Here is a 21,137-nt window from a genome sequence, read left to right on the forward strand (position 1 = left end):
CTTTAAACGAGAAGGGCGTCCCAATCGATCTCGACCGTACGGCCGGCGGCCATCGAGGCGTCCGCGCGGAAGCCCGCCACGTGGCCGACGATCGACTGCGCCAGCGAGGTCGAATAGCCGGCATCGGGATCGCCCCGGACGACACGCACGAAGTCCTCGACGAGCCGGTGATCGCCGCCACCGTGCATCTCGCCGGACACCTCGAGCTCGACCTTGCGCTCCGCGTACACGCCGTCCGACCGCCATGGATCGGGATGGCGGACGACGAACGCGCCTTCCTCCAGCTCGCCGCAAATCTCCCCTTTGGTCCCCGTAATATGCACGGTTCTGCAAGCTTTGGCGGTCCCCCCGACCAGACTGTGCGCCGCCGTGCTCCCGTCCTCGAATTCGAACTGGACGACCTGATGGTCGACGATATCGTTGTCGCAGCGCCATACGCAGCGTCCGAACCGATTGTCGCCCGCCAGGCTCGCCAGCTTCTCCTTGTCGCTGAGCCGCACGCCGTCCAAATAACCCGGCCATACGTACACCGGCCACAGTCCCCGGTCCACATACAGCGTCTTGGCGGAATAGGGACATCCCGCCTCGATCGGGCAATCCGTCACGCATCGCGTGCCCGCGCCTTGCGGCGCCCGGTCTTCGCGGAATTGCGAGAGCCGGCCGAAGCTGCCGACCCGCATAGGCTTGATCCCCGACTTGAACCACGAGATCAGATCGAGATCGTGGCAGCATTTGGCCATCAGAAACGAGGACCCATCCCGCCCCCGGTTCGCGAACTTGCCCCGCACGAAGGCGGTCGCCATATGGTGATAATCGACGTTTTCCTCCGTCTGGATATGGATGACGTCTCCGATCTCGCCGGCCCGGATGACCCGGTTCAGCGCCTGGTAAAAAGGCGCGTAGCGCAGCACGTGGCAAATCATGACCTTGCTCCCGTGCGTCTCGGCGACGCGATACAGCTCGAGCACCTCTTCCTCCGAGATGCCGATCGGCTTTTCCAGCAGTACGTCGTAGCCCCTGGCGAGCAGCGGCAGCGTCGTCTGCACGTGAAGCCGGTCGAGCGTCCCGTTGATGACGGCATCGGCCATCTTCGGACGGGACACGAACGCGTCGAGGTCCGCGAAGCATCGGTCCGTCGGCAGGTCGTACAGGCTTGCCGTATGCGCCCGCCGCATCGGATCGGGCTCGACGACGCCGACAACACGCATCGCCTCCGGATGCTTTAGCGAATAAGAGGCATAGTTCATCGCGCGGCTGCCCGCGCCCACGATGACGACGTTGACCGGCTCGCCCTGCGCGACCGCCTTGTCGGAAGTTCCGTTCACTTGGATTCACTCCTTTGCAAAATGACGGCGCAGGACGAGTCGTCCTGCGCCGCGTTCGTATTAACCTAGCCGATATGCGCCTTGATCGCCGCGTTCACCGATTCTCTCAAGCCGAGCAGCCATTCTGCGTCCCGCGGATACGCGCTGAACGTCAGCGGCTCATCCAGTCCTTCCTCGATCAGCGCGAGCACGCGCTCGCGGCCGATGAAGCGCTCGAGCAACTGCAGCGCGCGCAAGTCCTGAAGGGCTTCGTAGAACACCTCCATGCGGATCGACTCGACGGGCGTCCCGTCCGCCCCCGGGTAGACGAGAAACGCGTCGCCCGAAGGAAACGTGTTGCCCGCATCGGTCACGCGGTACGGATCGATCGCCTCGAGCGAATACTGCGAATTCCAGAAGTTGTAGCCCCAGTGCAGAAACCCGGCGATTTGAAACTTGTAGAGCTGAATGCCGATCACGCGGTTGCGGGCCGACGGCATGTTGAAGAAGCGATTGGACACCTGCTTGTATTGCGCGCAGCAGTAGTAAGTCCACAGCTCCGGAACGCCCCGCTCCAGGAAAGGCCCGATATGATCGTTGGACGGTATCGGCCGCCGCACGAGACCCTGCTCGTAATATGCGTAGTCGGTGAGCGCGTCGATAATCGGCAGCTCGCCGAGATGCGCCTGCATCAGCTCGCTCGCACTGCGGTACCAGGGCATATGCTCTTCCAGCGGTTCGTCGGAAATGTGGAAGTAGCTGCGGTCCAGCAGCCCGTGCCGGCGAAGAAAGGCGACCAGACACGGCAGGAACGCGCCGAGGAACGCTCTGTATTCCTCGCCTGCGGAGTCCGTGTCCCAACCGAAAATCCGCCGGTACGTCCCGTTATCGTCGGCCATAATCTTTGGCGCATGCTTCGCACCCCATTGCGTGAACAGATGCGAGAATTCAAAATACTGAATGCCGACGCGGTCGCACATCGCGACCCAGCGCTCCAGCCGTTCGAACCCGAAGATGTAGCAGTCCCCGTCCTTCGTCACGTCCACCAGCTGAACCGTCGACCGCTCCCCGCCGACCGCAGTGTCGAGCGGCGGCGTGAACAGCGGCGTCAGCACCATGTTCATGCCGTGCCGCGCGGCCGTGTCCAGATAGCGCTCGATGAGCGACCAGTGCGCTTCGCCGAACACTTCGACGCCGTAATAGTTGGCCAGGCAATCGCCATGGAACCATTCGGTATGAAGGAGCGTCTGCGGAGGCAGCTCCGCATCGATCACCTCCAGCTCGAAGCGTTCCTCCCCGAGCGGTTCGCCGTCGTCGCCCGCGAACCGGACGACGACGGGATGAATGCCCGCCGGGGTATCGGCATCGGTCGTTACCGTGACCCACACCGACCTCCACTGGTGGCGAAAACCGGTTATGCCTTTTTCCTCCTGAATCGGATACAGCGGATCGGGATACAGCCCCGGCGTCGCCCGAAGAATGTAGTCGTCGTGGTCGTACTGGCTGGCCAGCTCCGCCGGCGACAATCCTACGGATCTGATGGAGACGCGGTCTCCGAACACGGATTGCGCGCTCACGGCGATCTGCTTGGTCAGCCTCGGCGCGCGGTAGGCGACTTGAAAGGCGTAGGTCTCGCCCTTGAGCGCCGAGCCGCGCGAACGAGGAACCGCGCTTAGCGGTTCATCCGCGAATACTTTTTCCAGGGAATGCAGGCACCGGGTTTCGAATGGCGCGTCGGGGTGGGTCATGGCGATTCTCCTTCTCTTGAACTAAGCTATCGATAACAATAACAATTCGTTATGAGGCATGCTATTCCTTGTCCTTGCCGGATTGGTCGTGCGGTACGTTGAGCGTCGCCGTGGCGACCGTGCTGTTGCCGGCTTTGTCGGTCGCCGTGTAAGTGACCGTATAGACGCGCCCCTTCTCCGCGCGCACCTGGAACGACCGGGCGTCGGTGCCGACGGCAGCCTGAATGTCGTTCTGACTGCTGCCCGGCACATTGCTCGTCACCGAAGTGAGAACCACCGAGTCCACGCCCGAATCCGCGTCATCGGCTGCGATCGTCGCATTCACGGTGACCATCTTGTGGTTCGGCGGCCACACGGAAGATTTGTCGAGCTGGACGGACAGCGTCGGATTTGTCGTATCCGGCGGCGGCGCATCGCCTTCGATCTGGACATCAAGGCTCGAGATGACCGCCTTTACAGGAAGCTTGCCTGCGCCCGAGTACATGCCGATGCCCGCGAGGAAGTCGCCGCCGGCGAATTCGACGGTCGTGCTGCCGATCGATACCCAGGCGCCGTCTTTCAGATAGAATCCTTCAACGTTGTTGCCCGTCTTCACCAGCTTCATCTGGAAAGGCGCGGAGATGTTTTTGCCCTGGAAGTCGAGCAGCAGGCCGGTCTGCGAGCCCCAATACTTCTGCTCGGCTACGGGCTTCTGCGCGTCCAGGATGCTCTCCTCGTTGCGGAACACGTAGCGCAGCACCTTGCCGGTGCCGTCCGTGCGGAAATGCACGTGCTTGGAGTCCGCCGTATCCTGCGCCCGGAACATGAGGCCCACCGAAGCCGGATCTCCCGCGCCGAGCGAATCGATCGTCGCCGTCAGCGTGACCGTCGCATTCGGATCGTTGACATGGACAGGCTTGCTGAAGTAAATGAAGTCGTCGCTCGCGTTCCAGACGTTGTCCCCTTGGCCGATCAGGTTATAGGTCGTGCCGGACACCGTAGCGAAGCCGCGGCTATGCGAACCGTACGTCCGGATCGACCAATCGCCGATGGGCGTCTGGGCGCCGTTCGGGAACACGGTGACGACCGTCGAGGCCGCCTTGGTGATGCCGTCCTTGACGGCGATCGCTTCGACCGTGACCTGTCCCGGCGACAGCGCCGTGAAGGACGCATTGCCCCCGGTCACGCTATCGATGCGGAGCACGCTGCTGTCGCTGGACGTGAATTGCACGTCTGCCGTCGAAAGATCCGCGGCCTGGTCGTCCTGCTGCTTGCCGACGAGCGGAATCGTGCCCGTGTCGCCTGCCGTGAAGACCGGATTCGGCAGGTTGACGCTGACTTCCTTGAGCAGCGAATCGCTGACGCCGGAGTCGAACGGCGTCGTCTCGAACAGCCCGAGATCGTCGGCGTAGGAGATGCCCGTCGTGGCGTTGCTCTTGTAGATGCGCACGCGCGCGCTCGTATTTTCCGGTCCCGTTCGGAACGTGACTTCTTTGCGGATATACGTCGTATCTTGGGAGGAGACGTCTTTGACCGTACCTGTGCCGGCAAAGTTGGTCACGCCGACATTGATCGTCTCGCCCGGTTCGTTATAAACCCACGCGACAAACTTATATTCCGTGTCCGGCTTGAGACCGGTAACGAGTTGCTCGACGCCGCCGCCCTTGCCCAGCTTGAGGGTGACCTGATACCCCCGCTTCTTCCAGGCCGTCGTGCCGGCGATGTTGGACACTTGCTCCAGTGTCGTCGTCGCGGGCGTCCATACGAGCCAGTTGTCCAGCGTGCCGAAGCTGCTGTTCTTGACCAGGTTCATATACGGCGTGACGATCTGCGTATAAGCCGGGCTCGGCGGATTTGCCAAGTTCGGTCCGACCGTCCAGTCGGCGCCGCCGTACTCATAGGCACCCGCATCAGGCGCAGCTCCGACATAATCCTCCGTGATGCCTTCGATGAACGCGCCCGTATTGATCGCCGTCGAGCCGGCGCCAAGACGGAAGTTGCCGTTCGCCGCGTCGACGAAGTTCACGCCGCTGGCCGACAACGTATTGAACCCGCTGGCCGTGTCGGCCGTGAGTCCGACCTTGTTGGTGAAAATGTTGTTGTAGACGCGCGAGCCGTACAGCTCCTGATCGTAAGGCGCGGAGCCCCAGTAACCGACGCTGCTCACGTCGTTGTTCACGACGGTATTGTTGTAGATCAGCCGGTAATTGCCCGGCGTGTTGAGCTGAATGCCGACATTGTTGTTGAAGATCACGTTGTGATGGGCGACGACATTGGAAGCGAAGTTATCGAAGTACAGACCGACGCTCATGTCCGTGCCCTTGCTGTCGTGAATCAGATTGTGGTGAATCTCGCTGTTGCCCATGTCCGTGCCCCAGCTGTAGATGAGGGCGCCGTCGCGGGACAGCCACATGCCGTCGTGGATGTCGTTGTACTGAATCTCCGCGCTGCCTCTGTTCCAGTAGAGGATGTAGCGCCCGGAATTGTACATGTCGTTGTGGCTGATCAGGTTCTGGGAACCCGTCGACAGCTTGACGACCGGATCGTAGGCCGCGAAGTAGCTGCCGTCGTGAATGGAATTGTTCACGATGCGGTTGTTGCTGCCGTCGATGTTGATCAGCGTGCCGGTCGAGTAGGCAATCTCGCTGTTTTTAATCTCGTTGTTGCTGCCGCCTACCGTGATGCCGCCATTCAGCTGATGAGGGACGGACGTGCCGTGCGATTCGGTCGAGAAGTACAAATACTCGGCCTTAATACCGTCGAGCACGTTGTAGCTTGCGCCGCCGTCCATCGGGATGCTGCCGGCGAACGTATTCAGCCCTTTGAGATGGATGTAGGAGCGCCCGCTCAGATCGAACGTCTTGAGGCGCTGCTTGATCTCGACGTTCTGCGGCTGGCCGCCGTCCGGCGCCCACAGATACACCTTGCGCGCGGCCGAATCGACGTACCATTCGCGCGGCGCGTCCAGCTCGCTGCGCACGCCGGACAGATAGAAGGTGGACCCGAGCTCCGGCCACATATAATCGAAGTTCTGGATGATCGTCGGGTACGTCAGCGTATGCGTCGCCGCGTCGTAGCCGGTGATCTTGGTCGATACCGGATTATACGCGTCGCCGCCCCGAATCCACATCGTTGCGCCGACCCAGTAATCGTCGGGCTGCGTCAGCTGATCGCTGGACAGCGTCGTCGCCGAGCCGCCGGTCGCGATGCCGACATGCTGCTTCAGCTGGGGCAGCGTATAGTCGTCGATATTGGGCCATCTCGCCTCCCAGAGCGTCGTGACGTTCCCGCCGTCCCGAATGAACAGCTGGTTCTGGTCGCCCAGGCTGTTCATGCCCGCGGGCAGGTCGGCGACATAGATATGCCCCGAATCCAGCGTCCAGCCGCCGATCTGCTCGGCGCCGCTTACGACGACGGTAGCGCCTGGCTCCGCCGCGTACGTAATGGGCATTCCGGACGTGCCGCTCTCGGCCGGCCTGACCGTCTCGCGATAAGTGCCCGAATCGATCAAGCACGTATCGCCGGGGTGCATGACCGCTGCGCACTTGCCGATCGTCTGGAAGGGCGTCGCGGAAGAACCGTCCGCCGCGTCGCTGCCCGTCTTCGAGACGTGATACGTGTTCACGGCAGCCTGGGCGCCCGGAGCAGGTACAAATCCGATAGCCAATAGTGCAATCATAAATGCCGCCATGCTGGAAACAAGCTTCGATCTCTGTTTCTTGTACAAGAACCATACCTCCTCTTGTCAGATGGCGGATCGGTACAATCCGCACCTCATACAGTAGCAGGACAGCGCAGAAAAAAAAGTGCAAAATCTGCACTTTTCCCCCTTGTCGCGCTCAACGATATGGATTTTAGGATATTGCACCTACATCCCCATCGATTTTTTGATCCGGTAGTCCTTCGGCGTCGTTCCGAACCGTTTTTTGAACAGCTTGAAAAAATAGCTTTGCGAGCTGAAACCGACTTTTTCGGAAATTTCGTTGACCTGCCAGTTGTTTTTTTCCAGCAGAATGACCGCGTTTTGCAGGCGGACTTCGTTGATGTAGTCGGCCACCGAGACCGTCTCGTACTTTTTGAAAATCCGGCCCACGTAAGCCGGCGACATCTTGAGCAGGTCCGAGATTTCCTGAAGGCTCAGGTTCGTATTGGCATAGTTCGACTGGATGACGTCCTTGATCGTGTCGACGATGACCTGGACCTTGTTCTCGACGACCGCCTTGTGATCGACGAAGATCGCATCCAAAATTTGCACGAACGCTTCGAAAATCTCGCCCAGCGTCTCCTTCTCAAACACGAGGCCGTCGACAGAGCGCAGGTCAAGCGTAAGCGGCGATACTTTGTTCTGGTTGATCTCGCGGATCGTCTGCTTGATGATGATGCCGACATGGACGACCGACTGGATGACCGCGTCCGAGCTCATGCCGGAGATGACGGCGCGGATGCGGTCCAGCTCCTGATGGACCTGCTCCTGCCGGCCCGACTTGATGCCTTCGATCAGCTTGCGTTCGAGCTCCGGCGGGATCTGAGCGTCGTGGTTGTACTGCCTCTCCTGCACAAGCTCGGGCGTGATCACCGCATTCGCGCCGACGTTCATCCGGTATTGCAAATAGTCGAGTGCCCGCTCGTAAGCATATGTCAGCTCGCCGTGGGACGGCACGAGGTCGCTGAGTGCCACCGTGAACGTAATGTGGTACAGATCGCCCACGATCGTCTGCGCCTTCCGCATGGACGCCGCGATCCGCTCGTACGTATCCTCGTCCGGCTTGCCGATGTCGAACAGCAGCACGAAGTGCTCCTCCCGAAGATCGACCGCGTCCACGGGAAGCACCTCGGAGACGACCTCCTGCACGATGTTGGAGACGGCGAACTGCAGCAGCTTCAAATCCAGTCCTCTGGTTTCTTTGAGCTTCTTGTAGTCGTCCACCTTGACGACGCCGAGCACGAACGGCCACTCCAGATCGGTCTTGAGGTACCCCCGCTCGCGGAAGGAACGCAGCTCATCCTGCGAGATCGCCGTGCTGTCGGTCACGAGCTTGCGAAGGTGGTAAGAGCAAATAATATTTTCATTGCCGGCCTGCCTGGACTGTTCCGAGGCGAGCTTGTCGACGAGCCGGTCGTAAATGTCGGTGACATAGCTGAATTCGTCCTTGCCCTGCGGCCGATCCACAGCTACGCCGGGCACGCGTTCGGTTTGCTTGAGCAGCACGTTGACCGGATTGTACAGCTTGTTGGACACGAACAGCGAAGCGAGGAGCGCCAGGAAAAAGGAGATGGCGGCTACGGTAATGAACACCTTTTTGAGCTGCTCGATCTGGGCCAGCACGCCCGTATAAGGCTCGATGTCCACGATAACCCAGTTCGTCGACGCGTTCGCCATGTAGTTCACGATCTGCTTCTGGCCGTCCAGCTTGTAGGTGAACTGGGACACCGCCTGATTCGAAGCGTCGATTTTTCTGTAGATCTCTTCCTTGAGCTCGGAAAGCCCTTTGTCCGCCGGCGCGACGGGGCTGTAGATCTCCTTGTTCTGATCGAGGATGAAGATGCGATTGGACGGATCGTCCGACGTCGCGTTCATCAGCTCGAGCTTCTGGAACAGCCATTCCGGCTTGATATTGATAATGAGAGCGCTGTCGGTTTTGTTGTAGGCATCGATCGAGTCGTACATGTAGAGCGAGAAAATTTCCTGCACGTTTTGCGGACGCTCGGTGTTGGGCGCATAGGCGACCGGCATCAGCTGCATTTTGTAGATAGGCTTGGTGCCGGCCAGATAGCTTTTTGTAATGTCCATCAGATTGCTCTTGGGGTTCGATATCGAATCGTCGCCGCTCGTAAAGTAGGTGTCCCGCTTGCTGTTGTAAAAAACGATGGAGTGAACGAACGAATTGTAGGCGATCGTTTTGTTCAGCTTGTTGATCCGCGTCGTATCCTCGAACCGGTCCGGCTCCCGGCTGAACAGCAGATGAGCCATGTCGTTATCGTAATAAAGCGAGATGGCGAAGTTTTTGACCGTCTCGTTCATATAGGAAATGTTGTAGTTGATCTGGGAGAGCACCTTCTCGTTGGCTTCCCGCTGGGAGTCGAGGCTGATCTTCTTCGAATACATGTACGCGGACAGCAAGGAAGCGAGCATCGACGCCACGATCAACAGATTGATCGAGAGCATGATGCGCATCAGGTATTTGCGTTCTCTGTATTTTCGCAGGTAGTGTGTCATGGCTGATCCCCTCCATCTCTACCTTAACAGGAATACAAACGAAGAGAAAAGTGCAAAATCCGCACTTTTCTCCATTAGAGACAACCCAAAAAGTTTCAATATTACAGCGATTGAAATGATTGCTATTCCAAACGGCACAGCGAATCGTCGTAAGCGCTTCGGTCGAGCGCGCCTCCGCTGCGCGCGTAAAAGACCTCGTCGAGCCGGAACATGCCGGACTCCGCTTCGATCCAAGCGCCTTCCGGAATCGGATGGCGGCGCTTCATCTCCGCCCAATGCCGGTAATTTTGCCCCCCGTTCGATTCGATCAGCCCCATGGCAAGTCCGGGGAGCGGCGCGAGGCGCGCGGCCAGGTTTTTGTTCCAATCGACCATAACGGGATTGGCCGTCAGATCGGCGCAGAAGCAAGGAATCCCGTAGGCGGCCGCAACCCGAGCGATCCGCAGGCTCATGCTCATCGTCTTGGCGACGGGCTTGAGCGCGAACGCCCCGTAGCCCATCTGGATGCGGGCGAGCGCATCTCCTTCGTCGTGCACGCTCTCGTCGGCCGCCACGCGTACGGGAAGGTCCGCCACGCTCTCATGCACATGCTCGGGGAACGGTTCCTCGACGACCAGGATGCGATCCAGCGCGCCTATCTTTTCGGCCGCATCGATCAGCCGGTGCAACGCGGCCTTGCTCTCGTAGCGTCCGTTAATGTCCAGATAATAAGCGATCTTCCCGTTCGTGGTATGCGGACAGTCGCGGCGCTCCGCGATCCGGTGAATGTCCTCGAGCCGCCGGATGTCCCAGGCGAGCATCTTGTCCGGATCGCCGTCGCCGGCCGGATCGGATCCAAGCTTGATCTTCAGGACGAAGCAGCCTTCGTCCAGCAGCGCCTCGACGTCCGCGGCCGTCATGCCGTAGGAGACGACCGGCGTGCAGGCCAGGCGATCGTGACGGGCCGTCAGCGCGGAGCGATAGGCTTCGGGCACCAGCTCGAAGAAGGAAGCTTCCGGATGCCGACCCGCGAGCAGCGCCCATGCGGCATGGTCGACCGGCACGAGCGCGTTCAGTCCGAAGGTCGCGCGGAGCCGTCCGCGGCCCCACTCCCGGTCCGCGTAGGCGAGCGTCGGGCCGGTCAGGCTGTCCAGCAGGTCGAGCGGTGTCCCGAAGGACATGCCCGCCGCGGTATCCAGCGCATGCGCGGTGATCGCTTGCATAAACGCGTTGCCCCGCTCGTGGCCCCACCGCGCATGCACTTCGGGGCCGGACCACAGCACGCTCTGGACGCCCAGCCCGGTCGCGCGGCTGCCGATGTCGTCCTGCAGGCAGACGACGGACTGCCACAGCTCGTCGACGTACCCGCCCTTGAAGCCGAACGGCGCCGCGAGCGGTTCGCGATGGCAGCTGAGACTCGTTTTCTCGATCTTGATCATTGTGCCTGCCCTCTCGCCTTCCTGCGGTATTGAACGGCGAATGCGGCTCCGTCGTATCCCGGCGCGGACGAAGCCGCAGCTTCGTCGAGCGAGACCGTTCGCCCGTCTTCGAGCAGGGACGTCCTTGCGGCCAATGCCGCAAGCTCGGCCTCGATCAGCTCGTCAAGCGGCGGAATGCTCGCCGTCTCGCCCGCGAGATACGGCAGCGCAGCCGCGAGGAACGAACGGTACAGCCGATCCGGATCGGCCTGCAGATGGCGAACCTCGCGCTCCGAGACGATCGTCGCGTAGAAAGGCAAGTAGCCCGCGGTCTCGCCGACGCTGAGAAAGGCCCTGCGCCCGTCCCGCCAGACGAGCTCGACCTGCTGCTGGACGTGGACGCCGGCGGACCGGACGCTCGCAAGTCCCGGTCCCATGATCGCGAGCATGAGACCGTAGGCGTGGATGCCGTAGTTGAAGTCGTCCACGGAGCAGCCGGCCAGCGCCATCACGATCCGGTCCCCGGGATCGCGCGATTGGCGCCAGGCTTCAACCTCTTCGCAGAAGCGCAGCGCCGAGCCGCCGGCGATCCGGACGCCGCTTTGCGACCAGGCGAGCAGCTGCCGGATGTCGCGCGCGTTGCCGGCGATCGGCTTGTCGATGAGAATCGCCTTGCCCGCTTCGGCGAACGGACGCGCCCGCTCCACATGCAGGTCCCAATTCACGCTATGGACGATGGCTGCGTCCACCAGCGCCGGCATCTCCGGCAGCCGGTCGCAAACGACCGGGATGCCGTGCTTCGCGGCGAACACGGCGGCTGCGCCCGCGTCGTGTACCGTGCCGCCGTCGAATACGGCCGTTATCTCATGGCCCATTTCTTGCAGGATCGGGACCCAGGCGTTCGGATGGGAGGTGTCCAGATCGACGATTCCGATTTTCAAAGCGCATGCCTCCTCATCAGGGCGTCATCCGGCCCGGCTCATGCCTCGACCGGTCCGCCCGGGCGAAGTAATCGTCCAGCAGCTCCAGCTCGAACTCCGCCACGATATCGTCCGCCGTCACATCCTCCGATTCGCTCGTCAGCAGCACGCACCCCAGGTAGCCGGGGTCGTGGATGACGACCGACGGGCCGTATTTGCGCTTGATCGCCGGGAACTTGGCGTCGTTCTCGTCGATATGGAGCACGACGTAGTCGAGATTGACGCGGGCCGTAATGAACGAGTAGTAGTTCGTGCTGCTGGCCGCCGTCTCGCCAAGCGGCGTCACGATCGTGCAAGGCGCTCCCGCGACCGCTCCGGCGAAGTAAGAGCGGCAGGCATACGCCCAGTAGCCCTGCATCAGACCGCCGTGGTACATCGAAGGAAACACGATGAGGTCCGGCTTCGCGGCGGCATAACGGCGCAGCAGCTCCTCGAAATTAAGGTCGAAGCAGATCGCGGGCGCCACCCGCCCGAAGTCGCATTCGAAGATCGGCGCCTCCCGGCCGTACAGAATGTTCGTCTTGGCGTGCTCGTCGGGCGTCAGATGGTTTTTGACATAAACGCCCGTCACGCCGCCCATGCGGTCGATCAGCTGCAGCTCGTTCAGCCACATGCCGTCGTCGGCTTCGACATGCGCGGGATAGACGATATAACACCCGTGCCGGCGTGCGGCGTCCGCGAAGAAGTCGCGGATCCGGTCCTTGCGCGCGCGGTAATACGACAGGCGCCGCTCCAGCGGGAAGCCGAGCGGGTCCGGCCGGTCGCAGGCTTCCGGCAGGACGATCAGGTCGGGCCGGTCCGGCAGCACCCGGACGAGCTGCGCCTGCCAGTGGGCGATCATCCGCGCGATCGCCTCCTCGTCTGAGACGTCGGCCGGCACGGCGAGCGGCCGGGGACCGAGACAGCTGATGGTCACGTAATTGGCCATTTGGCATTTTGCCCCTTTCTCGTTAAGCGAGCAGGTGCAGCTGGTCGGCCCGCACTTCGCCGGCGAGCGGCTCGCCGTCCATGAACGCCTCCGCGTCGAGCACGACGGACTGCGCGATCCGCCGCAGCCCGTTGTTCACGGCACCCGCGATATGCGGCGTCAGCACGACGTTCGGCAGGCCGCGCAGCGGATGGTCCGCGCCGGGCGGCTCGGGGTCGGTCACGTCCAGACAGGCGAAAAACCGGCCTTTGCGAAGCTCATCCACAAGCGCGTCCTCGTCGATAACCGAGCCGCGCGCCGTATTGATGAGCACGCAGTCGTCCTTCATGAGCGCGAACCGTTCCCGGTTGAACATGCGATACGTCTCGGGCAGCGACGGCAGGTGGATGGAGATGACGTCGCTCTGCGCCAGCAGCGCTTCGAACGTCACCTTGCGCGCGCCCATCGCCTTCGCCTGCGCCTCGGTGACGAACGGATCGTACACCGCGATGTCCACGTCGAACTGGCGCAGCAGCTTGATATAGTGGGAGCCCGCCTTGCCTGCGCCGACGACGCCGATCGTGACGCCGTACACCTCGCGGACGTTCGCACCGTCTCCCCAGCCGCCGTCCCGCGTCTCGCGGACAAGCCGCCACATGTCCTTCAGCGAAGCGATCGTGAAGCAGAGCGCCGTCTCCGCGACGCCTTGGCCGAGCGCGGCCGTCGCGTTGGACACGCGGATGCCTCTGTTCCAGAGCTCGGGCGTAATGATCGGCTTCACGGTGCCTGCGGCGTGGAGCACCAGCTGCAGCTTCGGAGCGGCGTCCAGCACGCGCGCGGTCAGCGGGCCGCAGCCCCATGACGTGATCGCGATATCGGCGCCGCGAATGACTTCCGCAAGCTGCGCCTCGGACGGATCGCCGGCCGTCTCGTTAACGACGACGTCGCCCAGCTTGCGAAGACGGTCGAGATGTTGCTGCGCGAACACTTTTTCCCGCTGTTCCTTGCCTTGCAGCAGCGCGATTTTCATCTGCATATCCTCCCGTACCGCGAAGAAAATAGACGGGGACGAGCCCGGTCTATTTTCCGCGTCGGCTATCAAATTGAGTAGGGCGCCGGCACGCAAGCCCGGCTTATTGCTTGCCGTTGGCGGCGAGCCATTCGTTCAGCTGCTTCTGCTTCTCGGCGCGGATCTTTTCGGCCCCCGCCTTCTTCAGCTTCTCCTCGTAGATCGGCAGATACTTCGCCGGATCGAGCGTGCCGCTGCCCAGCGAGGCGGCATATTCCTCGTTCACCGCGTTCACGTTGGCAACCTCTGTCTTGACCGGTTCGTTGTTGAACACGAAGCCGTTGTACTTGGACACGCGCGCTTCGTTGTTCATCTTGATCGTCTGCTCGATCTTGTCGGCCGGCGCGCCTTCGGGCAGGTACTCGTTGGTGATATTGCCGAAGATCCAGTCCGTGTTCGTAAAATAGCCGGCATCCTGGTTGATCTTGATGAAGTTGCCCGTCGTCTTCTCGTAGTGCTTGCCTTCAATGCCGTAGACGAGCGTGTTATAAAGCTCCTTGTCGGTGTTGACGAGCTCGAGGAACATCATCGCGCGCTCCGGATTTTTGGACGTCCGGCTGATCGCGTTCAGCGTGCTGGCCGCCCCCGTGAAGACGGGCTCTCCCATCGGGACAAGTACGACGTCGTAGCCGCCGTCGGCCGCCTTGTACTCGACCTCGGAGCCCGGCTTGCCCGTCCAGTCGAACCAGACGGCCGTCGTTCCCTTATTGTAGACGTCCGCTGCGGATTTGAGCGTCGCGGCATTCTCGTTGATATAGCCCTTTGTATACCAGGAGTGCGCAAGCGCGTAGTTCTCCTTCATTTCCTTGGTCACGTCGGGGAGGACGGTGTTCGTCGGATCGTCGTAGTAGACCGGCACCTTCGTGTCGATGCCGTACAGCAGAGCCGTGTAGAAACCCTTCCATGTACCGAATGGCGTAATGCCCGGCTCGCCTTCCTTGATCTGCTTCAAGAATGGCTCGAGGTCTTCCATCTTCTTGATCGTGCTCGTATCCAGCTTGTACTTGTCGATGAACCGCTTCTGAATGACAAGGCTTGCGCGCTGGGCGGAAAATTGGAAATTGGGCACGGCATAGATCTTGCCCTGCAGCGAAGCGTCGTCCCAGAACTTTTTCTCGAGCGAATCGTGCAGCTTCTGGCCGTGCGTCTTCAGCAGATCGTCAAGCGGCAGAAACGCACCCTTCAGCTGGTTCTGGTCGAACTTGAACAGCCAGCTCGACGTCCAGATGATATCCATCTTCTCGCCGGAAGCGGTCATCGTGTTCATCTTCTGCTCGTAGGTGCCGAAGTCGATCGGATTCAGCTTGACCGTCGCGTTGATCTTTTCCTTCGTGATCTTGTTCACGGCTTCGTTCACGAGCTGAAGATCGGCGTTCGCCGCGTTTTGCGGATAGTACCAGGTCAGCTCCACGGGCGGAAGCTCGCTGCCGGCCGAAGGAGACGCGCCCGATGAAGCCGGGGACGATGCCGACGGAGCCGCGCTCGCGCTGTCTGATGGAGAAGCGCTTGCAGAAGCGTTGCCGTTATTGTTGTTGGCGTTGCCGCAGCCTGCCGCCGTGAGCGCCAGGCCCAGCGAGATGGAAGCGAGGAGCGTGGTCCGGAAACCGAACTTGCCGATGTTTGTTTTATGCAACATAAACCCTCCTAATTGGTTGGATAATGATGCCATCGAATGCATTGCAGCATGTCTCGCCACTCTCCCCGCCTCTGCCCGTTCGCCTGACGCCCGGCTTCCGGCGGGTTGCTCCCGTCGTTCGTTTCTTTCTATTTTGTTTACGCATGAACGCGTAGCGGACGGACTGAGGAGCCGTTATTCCTGTGCCTATCGCGATTCGCGGCCCGTTCGCGGACCCGGGGGACGTTATCGCGAGATTGCCGGCCTTGTTCAGCCTTGATCCGAGCAAATAACGTCCCTCCGGTCCGAAACTATCGCGAATGAACCGCTTTTTTTGCGAAATAACGTCTCCTGAGTCCGATACCGGCGCGCTTTGCCCCACTTGCCCTCTCAGTTGCGTCTATTCGCTTGCTCATCTGACGTCGCCGACAGGTGAGCAAGCGAAGCGAGGATTACTTCTTGCCGTTCGCGGCCAGCCACTCGTTCAGCTGCTTTTGCTTCTCGGCGCGGATCGTTTCGACGCCCGCCTTCTTCAGCTTCTCTTCGTAGATCGGCAGGTACTTCGCAGGATCGAGCGTACCGGTGCCGAGCGAAGCGCCGTATTCTTCCTTGACCGCGTTCACGTTGGCGATCTCCGTCTTGACCGGCTCCGTATTGAAGACGAAGCCCGTGTACGGCGATACGTACGCTTCATCGTTCACCTTGATCGTTTGCTCGATCTTGTCGGCCGGCGCGCCTTCAGGCAAGTATTCGTTGGTAATGTTGCCGAAGATCCAGTCCGTGTTCGTGAAATAGCCCGCATCCTGGTTGATCTTGATGAAGTCGCCCGTCGTCTTCTCGTAGTGCTTGCCTTCGATGCCGTAAACGAGCGTGTTGTACAGCTCCTTGTCGGTGTTGACGAGCTCGAGGAACATCATCGCACGCTCCGGATTTTTGGACGTGCGGCTGATCGCGTTCATCGTGCTGGCCGCGCCCGTGAACGTGGATTGCGCCAGTGGCGCGAGCACGACGTCGTAGCCGCCGTCGGCGACCTTGAACTCGACTTCGGAGCCCGGCTTGCCCGTGACGTCGAACCAGACAGCCGTCGTTCCCTTGTTGTACGCGTCGGCGGCGGATTTGAGCGTCGCCGCATCCTCCATGATGTAACCCTTCGTGTACCAGGAATGCGCGAGCTCGTAGCTATGCTTCAGTTCATCCGTAACGTCCGGCAGCACGGTGTGCGTCGTGTCGTCTCTGTACACTTCGACGCGGTTGTCGATGTTGTACATGAGGCCCGTGTAGAAGCCCTTCGTCGTGCCGAACGGCGTGATGCCCGGCTCGCCGTCCTTGATCTGCTTCAGGAACGGCTCGATGTCGTCGATCTTCTTGATCGTGCTCAGATCGAGGTTGTATTTGTCCACGAACCGCTTCTGCAGCACGAGCGACGGACGGCTGGCCGATACCTGGAAGTTCGGGACCGCGTAGATCTTGCCGTCGAGCGTGGCATCGTCCCAGAATTTCTTTTGCATCGAATCGTACAGCTTCTGGCCGTGGGACTTCAGCAGATCGTCAAGCGGCAGGAATACGCCCTTCTTCTGGTTCGTATCGAACTTGAACAGCCAGTTGGACGTCCAGATGATATCGATCTTCTCGCTCGCGGCAGTCGTCGTATTCATCTTCTGCTCGTAAGTGCCGAAGTCGATCGGCATGAGCTTGATCGTCGCGTTGATTTTTTCTTTCGTAATCTTGTTGACCGCGTCGTTGACGAGCTTCAGGTCGGCATTCGCCGCGTTTTGCGGATAGTACCAGGTGAGCTCTACGGGCTCGAGCGCGCTGCTCGCCGAAGGAGACGCGCCGCCAGAAGCCGCTGCCGAAGCCGTGGAGCCGGCGCTGCCGGACGGGGCTGCGCTCGCCGAAGCGTCCGTATTATTGTTGTTGGCGTTGCCGCAGCCCGCTGCCGTAAGAGCGGCCGCCAGCGAGATCGACGTGAGGAGCGTAGTCCTGAATTTGAATTTACCGTTATTTGTTTTTTTCAACATGAACCCTCCCGTGAAATGTTGGATGATGATGCCTATCGCAAGATTAAAGGCCGCCGCGCAACCGTACCGCCTTCACCGCCTTCCAAGCGCCTTTGGCCTTTAATGGGACATCCCGACTATCGGTCGTGCTTAACCTTTAATCGCGCCAACGGTCAAGCCCTTGACGAAGAAGCGCTGGAAGAACGGGAACACGAGCAGCATCGGCCCCGCCGACATGATGGCGATGGCGAACTTGGCCGACGTTTTCGGAAAGTTGGACAGATTGAAGTTGGACATAACGAGTGCGAACTCGGGACGCGAGGTGATGAAGTCGAGCGAGTTCATCGTCCGCACCAGCAGCAGTTGCAGCGGCACCAGTCGTTCGTTGTCGATGAACAGCAGCGCGTTAAACCATTCGTTCCAGTAGTTGAACATGATGAACAATCCGAGTGTGGCGAGCGACGGTTTGGACAGCGGCAGGATCAGCTGCACGAAGATGCGCCACTCCCGCGCGCCCTCCACCTTGGCGGACTCGATGATTTCAAACGGAATTTTGGACATGAAGCCCTTCATGATGAGCACGTAGAACGGACTGAGCATCCCGGGCACGATCAGCGCCCAGATCGTATCCTTCAGATGCAGGTACTGCGTGACCAGAATGTAGAACGGGACGAGCCCGCCGCCGAACAGCATCGTGAAGAATACATAGAAGGAGGTCGGCCGCACCAGGCCGTAGTCCCTTCTCGACAGCGTATAGCCCATGCTCGCCGTCAGAATCAGACTCAGTATCGTACCAACGACGCTGACGAAGATCGTCACGCCGTAAGCGCGCAGGATTGCGTCCGGCGATTTGAAGAAGTACTCGTAAGCCGCAAAGGAAAATTTGTCCGGAATCATCCGGTACCCGTTATGCAATATCGAATTTTCGTCAGTCAGGGAAACGATAATTACGAGTGCGAGCGGCACGAGCATGCTCAGCGTGATCAGAATAAAAATCAGGTGAATGACCAGCGTCGACCATTTGAAGGAAGACTTTTTGGCGGTCGCGGGCTCGGCGGTTGCCGTATGAGCGGTCATCGTCTTGGCGGTCATAGAACGGTCCTCCTTAGAACAAGGAATTTTCTTCGTTGATTTTGCGGACGGTGTAGTTGGCGAGTACGACGAGGATGAGGCCGACGACGGATTGATACAGACCGACGGCGGATGCCATGCTGACGTCCCCAAGCTCGCTAAGCGCCCGATAAATATAGGTGTCGATAATGTCCGTCGTGGCGTACGTCATGCCGTTGTTGTTCGGAATGAAGTAGTGAAGGCCGAAGTCGCCGCGGAACATGTTGCCGATGCTCATAATCAGGAGAATGATGATAAGCGGGGTCAACTGGGGAATCGTGACGTTCGTGATCATCTGCCAGCGCTTGGCGCCGTCGATCTTGGCCGCTTCGTACAGCTCGGCGTCGATGCCGAGGATGCCCGCGAAGTAGACGAGCGCCGAGAAGCCGATCGCTTTCCACAGATGGACGGCGTTCAGAATGTACGGCCAGACGTTGGCTTTAAAGTACCATTGGACCCGCTCGAACCCGAGCCCCTCCAGCCAGCCGTTCAGGAAGCCGTTCTGATGATCGAGAAACGCCATCGTGATATAGCTGACGACGACCCATGACAGGAAGAAAGGAAGAATCATTGCCGTCTGGTAAATCTTGAGCCACTTCTTGGCGACTTCGTGGAGCAAGATGGCCACCGCGAGCGAGAATACGGTCGTCATGAACATGTAGCCCAGGTTGTACAGCACCGTGTTCCTCGTGATCCGGTAGGCGTTCTCGCTCTCGAACAGAAACTTGAAGTTCTTGAAGCCGACCCACTCGCTTCCTAAAATGCCCTTGTCGTACACGTAATTTTTGAACGCGATAATTACGCCGAACATCGGGACGTACGACATGATGAAAATGTAGATGATCGCGGGAAGCGAGAAAATAAACAATTCGCCGTTCCTGCTCACAAACTTTAAAAACTTGCCGCGTTTCATCGCCCGGCATCCTCCTTGCTGCTTGGATTTGCGTCTTGCCCTTGCTCATACCTTGACGATATCGCCGTCTCGGGCCCAAATAAAGTGAAGAAATCGTACTTTACTCTCCGCTAAAGTGCGCGATTTGCTTTTTAGTGCGCGATTCCGCGCATGCGGTGCGCATACGAAAAAAGCCGCGATACGGACGGGGATCGATCCCGTCGTTCGCAGCTGCGTCAGCGTGCAGGTGGGGCTATAGTAACATTGCGACATAGGTTTAGTTTCGTGGAAACCGGTACTTGGGTGGAACAGCGATGCAGCACATCGTTATCCCCCTTGGCTCAGCCCGCCCAGCCTCTACTTGCCCTTCGCCCTCAGCCAAGCGTCCAGCTGCCTCTGCTTCTCCTTAACGATCACGTCGCTGCCGGCCTTGTTCAGCTTGTCCTCGTATTCGGGCAGGAAGCGCGCCGGATCGATCGTGCCCGTGGCGAGGGCGGCATAATACTCGTCGTTCACGGCGCGGACGTTCGCGATCTCCGTCTTGACCGGGTCCGAATTGAACTCGAAGCCCTCGAAAGCGGAGACGGCTGCCTCTTCATTCGCCTTGACCGTCTGCTCGATCTTGTCCGGCGGGGAGCCCTCGGGCAAATATTCGTTCCGGATGTCGCCGAACACCCAGTCCGTATTCGTGAAGTAGCCGGCGTCCGGATTCAGTTTGATAAAGTTGCCGGTCGTTTTCGTATAATGCTTGCCCTCGATGCCGTAGACGAGCAAATTGTATAGCGCCTTGTCCGCGTTCACGAGATTCAGCAACATGACCGCCCGGTCCGGATGCGCCGACGTTCGGCCGATCGCGCTCATCGAATTGCCTGCGCCTACGAAGGCCGATCCGGAGAGCGGCACCAGCTGCACATCGTAACCGCCGTCCGCCGCCTTGTACTCGACCTCGGAGCCCGGCTTGCCTGTAATATCGAACCATACCGCCGTATTTCCTTTATTATAGGCATCTGCCGCATCCTTGCGCGTAGCGGCATCTTCATTAATATAGCCCTTCATATACCAGTCGTGCATCAGCGTAAAATTCGCTCGCATCTCCGGCGTCACATCCGGGAGCACGGTCGGCGTCGGATCGTTCCGGTAGACGGGCACGATCCAGTCGATGCCGTACAGCAGGTTCGTATAAAAGCCTTTGGTCGTGCCGAAGGGAACGATATCCGGCTCTCCCTCCTTGATCCGCTTCAGGAAGGGTTCGATATCTTCGATCCGCTTGATCTTCGAGACGTCCAGCTTGTATTTGTCGATGAAACGCTTCTCAATGACGAGACTCGGCCGCATGGCGGAAATTTGATAGTTCGGGATCGCATACTGGCGCCCGCCGAGCTTGCCGCCGTTCCAGTACTTCTCGTCCATCGACGCGAGCAATTGTCCGCCATATTGGTCAAGCAGCTCGTCGATCGGCTGGAACACGCCTTTTTTCGCATTAGTCGTCCATTGGAACAGCCAATTCGACGTCCAGACGATGTCCATCCGTTCGCCGGAAGCGACGATGGTGTTCAGCTTCTGCTCGTAATTCGAGAAGTCGATCGGGCGCAGGTCCACGGTGGCGTTCAGCTTCGCCCGCGTGATCTCGTTAACCGCGTCGTTCACGAGCCGTTGATCGGAATTGGACTGGTACTGCGGATAATACCAGATCAGGTTAACCGGATCGAGCCCGGTCGCCGAAGCGCCCGCTGCCTCGCCTTTGCCGCCGTCGCCGGCGCATCCGCTCAGGCTTGCCGCGCTAATCGCGCAGATGAATAAGGTCCACCACAGCCGATGCCGAAATCGCCGTTTCACCGCTTTATCCAAGCTCAATCGCCCCCTTGCTGCCGCTCGTCGGATTCTGTATGTCGCGATCGTTCACTTAAATATAAATATAGCAA

13 protein-coding genes are annotated in these 21,137 nt (G+C 59.9%); all 13 read right to left on the reverse strand.

Annotation, left to right across the window (positions count from 1 at the left end; all coding sequences use genetic code 11):
* Positions 1 to 2 precede the first annotated feature (2 nt).
* Positions 3 to 1,325 carry a Gfo/Idh/MocA family protein gene (locus tag KVT38_RS01010; protein WP_217591822.1) on the reverse strand — a complete coding sequence of 441 codons (1,323 nt, stop codon included), beginning with the start codon at positions 1,323 to 1,325 and terminating at the stop codon, positions 3 to 5.
* Positions 1,326 to 1,390: 65 nt separating this feature from the next.
* On the reverse strand, positions 1,391 to 3,052 hold the full coding sequence (locus KVT38_RS01015; RefSeq protein ID WP_217591823.1) for a DUF4091 domain-containing protein: 1,662 nt from the start codon (positions 3,050 to 3,052) through the stop codon (positions 1,391 to 1,393).
* Between the two features lie 61 nt (positions 3,053 to 3,113).
* Entirely contained in the window at positions 3,114 to 6,758 is a 3,645-nt protein-coding gene (locus KVT38_RS01020; protein WP_217591824.1) for a right-handed parallel beta-helix repeat-containing protein, read from the reverse strand.
* 141 nt (positions 6,759 to 6,899) lie between these two features.
* Positions 6,900 to 9,248: an AraC family transcriptional regulator gene (locus KVT38_RS01025; RefSeq protein WP_217591825.1), complete on the reverse strand. Its 2,349-nt coding sequence runs from the start codon at positions 9,246 to 9,248 to the stop codon at positions 6,900 to 6,902.
* Positions 9,249 to 9,370: 122 nt separating this feature from the next.
* The gene (locus KVT38_RS01030) at positions 9,371 to 10,666 is read right to left on the reverse strand and encodes an enolase C-terminal domain-like protein (RefSeq protein ID WP_217591826.1); all 1,296 of its coding nucleotides are present in this window, start codon (positions 10,664 to 10,666) and stop codon (positions 9,371 to 9,373) included.
* Complete coding sequence (locus KVT38_RS01035) at positions 10,663 to 11,586, reverse strand: Gfo/Idh/MocA family oxidoreductase (RefSeq protein ID WP_217591827.1); 924 nt, start codon at positions 11,584 to 11,586, stop codon at positions 10,663 to 10,665. The genes KVT38_RS01030 and KVT38_RS01035 overlap by 4 nt, the downstream gene beginning before the upstream one ends.
* A gap of 16 nt (positions 11,587 to 11,602) precedes the next feature.
* The gene (locus KVT38_RS01040) at positions 11,603 to 12,553 is read right to left on the reverse strand and encodes a carbon-nitrogen hydrolase family protein (RefSeq protein WP_217591828.1); all 951 of its coding nucleotides are present in this window, start codon (positions 12,551 to 12,553) and stop codon (positions 11,603 to 11,605) included.
* A 22-nt stretch (positions 12,554 to 12,575) separates the two neighbouring features.
* On the reverse strand, positions 12,576 to 13,562 hold the full coding sequence (locus KVT38_RS01045) for a hydroxyacid dehydrogenase (RefSeq protein WP_217591829.1): 987 nt from the start codon (positions 13,560 to 13,562) through the stop codon (positions 12,576 to 12,578).
* 103 nt (positions 13,563 to 13,665) lie between these two features.
* Entirely contained in the window at positions 13,666 to 15,237 is a 1,572-nt protein-coding gene (locus tag KVT38_RS01050) for an ABC transporter substrate-binding protein (protein WP_217591830.1), read from the reverse strand.
* Between the two features lie 431 nt (positions 15,238 to 15,668).
* On the reverse strand, positions 15,669 to 17,231 hold the full coding sequence (locus KVT38_RS01055) for an ABC transporter substrate-binding protein (protein WP_217591831.1): 1,563 nt from the start codon (positions 17,229 to 17,231) through the stop codon (positions 15,669 to 15,671).
* A 132-nt stretch (positions 17,232 to 17,363) separates the two neighbouring features.
* Positions 17,364 to 18,305 (reverse strand): carbohydrate ABC transporter permease, encoded by a 942-nt coding sequence (locus KVT38_RS01060; protein WP_217591832.1) that lies wholly within the window; start codon positions 18,303 to 18,305, stop codon positions 17,364 to 17,366.
* Between the two features lie 13 nt (positions 18,306 to 18,318).
* On the reverse strand, positions 18,319 to 19,236 hold the full coding sequence (locus tag KVT38_RS01065) for an ABC transporter permease (protein ID WP_217591833.1): 918 nt from the start codon (positions 19,234 to 19,236) through the stop codon (positions 18,319 to 18,321).
* 336 nt (positions 19,237 to 19,572) lie between these two features.
* Positions 19,573 to 21,063: an ABC transporter substrate-binding protein gene (locus KVT38_RS01070; RefSeq protein ID WP_217591834.1), complete on the reverse strand. Its 1,491-nt coding sequence runs from the start codon at positions 21,061 to 21,063 to the stop codon at positions 19,573 to 19,575.
* Between the last annotated feature and the right edge of the window lie 74 nt (positions 21,064 to 21,137).

It is taken from the genome of Cohnella sp. GbtcB17 (assembly GCF_019091135.1).
Taxonomy (GTDB): domain Bacteria; phylum Bacillota; class Bacilli; order Paenibacillales; family Paenibacillaceae; genus Cohnella.